This is a genomic window from Phytobacter massiliensis JC163, assembly GCF_000321045.1.
Lineage (GTDB): Bacteria > Pseudomonadota > Gammaproteobacteria > Enterobacterales > Enterobacteriaceae > Phytobacter_A > Phytobacter_A massiliensis.
In genome coordinates this window covers 11,894-14,819 of sequence record NZ_HE578949.1, presented here as the reverse complement: position 1 = coordinate 14,819, position 2,926 = coordinate 11,894, and the positions used below count along the sequence as shown (strand labels likewise).

General features: G+C 57.2%; 1 protein-coding gene. It reads left to right on the top strand.

The features are described from left to right. Positions 1 to 2,926 (top strand): DUF6531 domain-containing protein (locus ENTHG_RS23795; RefSeq protein ID WP_161624534.1); only part of this gene is annotated, 2,926 nt, incomplete at both ends.

Sequence of the window (2,926 nt, the reverse complement as noted above, 5' to 3'; positions counted from 1 at the left end):
AAATTCAATTGTTACAAAGCTGGCTAATTTCGCGGAGAACCCTCTGGCAGCACTGGTCAGGCAGCTTGCAGGGAAACATAAGAATCTCTATCACAATGGCCACGGTCACGTATTCGGCGGCCATCCATTAATTGATAAAAAAACGAACCTTGCTGGCCACGAGAAAGACACTGTTGCAGCAAGATCGGGCAATGCGACAACTTATATCGAAACGGTTAATAAAAACCAGCTACTGAATAACGAACCCGGTGTTAATCCGAACAAAACAAAGACAGGAAGGACGGAAGATACAGAAAACTCCGGCGACCCGGTTTCTCTGGTAACTGGCGAAGAGCTTCTCTCTCTTGAGGAGACTACCCTTCCGGGCTGGCTGCCAGTCATCTGGCGACGTTTTTACCGCACCAGCGCAGCGGAACTGCATTATGGGCTGGGTTACGGCTGGAGCCACTCATTCAGCCAGACGCTAACTTTTACCGCAACACACATCTTATGGCATGACCAGGAGAACCGAACCGTCTCCTTTCCTTTTCCTTCCGGACGCTATACGCAGATAAATAACCCGGTGGCGTCAGCCATGCTGTGCCTGGGCGAGCAGGAAAATGAGTTTCTGGTCGTTCAGGGAGGCGATGCTCCCGTTCTCCATTTCACCCGCACCGGTGATATTGCCCGGTTAACCACACTTAGCGACAGCAACGGTAACAGCGTGGCTGTGCGTCATAGTTCGGATGGACTGGTACAGGAGGTACTCTCTCCGGCGCAGTCCCCCATACGGCGCTGGCGTTTTATCAGCCAGGTTGACGCTGGTGACCGACATCAGCTTACTTCACTTGTAACGGAACGCTGGGTTTCCGACAGCTGGCATCCTGCCGGCGACAACATTGAATATCAATACAATGACGTCGGGCAACTCATCGCTGCCACAAAGGGCGGCGAGACCGAGCGTTACGATTATGACAGTCACAATGTCATCCTGAAACGTACACTCGCAGGCGGTGCGGAATTCAACTGGCAGTGGGAAGGCGAAGGCAAATCCGCGCGCTGCCTGCGCCAGTGGGGGAATTTCGACCAGCTTGATGAACACTACCAGTGGAATGACGATACCGGCTGTGTGACCGTCACGTACCGGGACGGCAGCCGCAGCGTCTGGCAGCATGACAACCAGGCCCGCCTGCTGAAACAGGTTACTCCATCCGGTTACGAGACGCTCTATCACTATACCGAGGAAGGTTATCTCCACCGTATTATTGATGGCGAAGGCCTTGCTACTTACCACGATTACGGCTCGCAGGGCGAACTCCGCGCCGTTGAATATCCGGATGGCCGTATCGTTAACTACGACTGGCTGTTCGGGCAGATTTACAAAATCACCACCGGCCGTAAAAAAGAGTATCGCGCATGGACCTTCCGCCGCGACACCTGCGGCAGACTGACGGAGAAAACAGACCCGCTCGGGCGGCTCACCCGCTATGAATATAACGACCAGGGTAAGGTCACCGACATCCACTACCCCGATGGCTCCCGGCGACAGTTTATCTGGTCCGGCGCGGGTGAACTGCTGGAAGATATCCAGACCCCGGGCGCGGTACGGCGGTTCAGCTATTACCCCGACGGCAGGCTCAGCCAGGAGTCGGACGGCGAAGGCAATCTGACCCGCTATGAATACGATGCCGCAGGCCGCCTCGCCTGTCTTCATCTGCCTGACGGCGCCACCCGCGAGTACCGCTATAACGCCTACGGTAAGGTCACCTGGTTTCGTGATGAACGTGGTCAGGTCACGCAGTATGATTACGCCGCCCCGCTCCACCTTCTCACCACTAAACACCTCCCCAACGGCACCACCCTGCGCTACCGCTACGACAATATTCACCTCCAGGTCAGCGAAATTGAGAACCAGAAAGGTGAACGTTATCGTCTGCGCTACACCCCGGAAGGCCTGCTGAGCGAGGAGACCGGCTTCGATAATGTCAGGACCGCCTATTACTACAGTGCGAACGGCCACCTGACCGAAAAACATGAATACGGCGACCGCCATGATGAAGCGCCCCTGGTGACCCGCTATGAGCGTGACGCCGCAGGCCGCGTCAGCAAAAAAATCCTCCCGGACGGCAGCGAAGAACGTTATCACTACAATTATCACGGCCAGCTGACGGAAGTCACCGACAGCGACGGCAATGCCCTGGCATGGGACTATAACAGCGCCGGGCAGCTCACCGCCGAACACCAGAACGCCGCCACCCTGCGCTACCGCTATGGTGAGGAAACCGGGCTGCTGACGGATATGCAGCTCCCCGACAGCCAGATTCTGGGTTTTCATCACCATGACGGTCTCCTGCAGGGTATCCTGCTCGATAACGCCCCGCTGGTGGCATTCGGCTATGACACGCAGGGCCGCGTCACCGAACGCCGTCAGGGTAACACCCTCACCAGCCGCTTCCGCTATGACAACCGCAGCAGGCTGGCCGGACACCTTCTGCGTGAGGTCCACCCGGAGGAGTTTCAGCCGCAGACCCTGCGACATCAGGAATATCATTACTCCCCGGACGGCGAACTGCTGAACATCAGCGGCGACGGCGCCCGGAAATATGAATACGACCCGACCGGCCGGTTACTCGCCGCCAGCCACCGCCAGCACGATGACGCGCATCACGCCGCCGCCGCAGAGACCTTCCTTTACGACCTGACCGGCAACCGCCTGAGCGAACCGGAGCCTGAAGCGCCTGAACTGCGCCGGGCCCTCAACCCCGGCAACCGGATGACCTCATACGGCGACCGCCGTTTTGAGTATGACCGTTTCGGTAACCTCATCACTGAACGACAGGGTAAATACGGTGCCCTGACCACCTATGAATACGACTGCCGCCACCGCCTGATAAAGCACACCACGCCCAACGGTACGGTCACCACATACACCTACGATGCCTTTAAC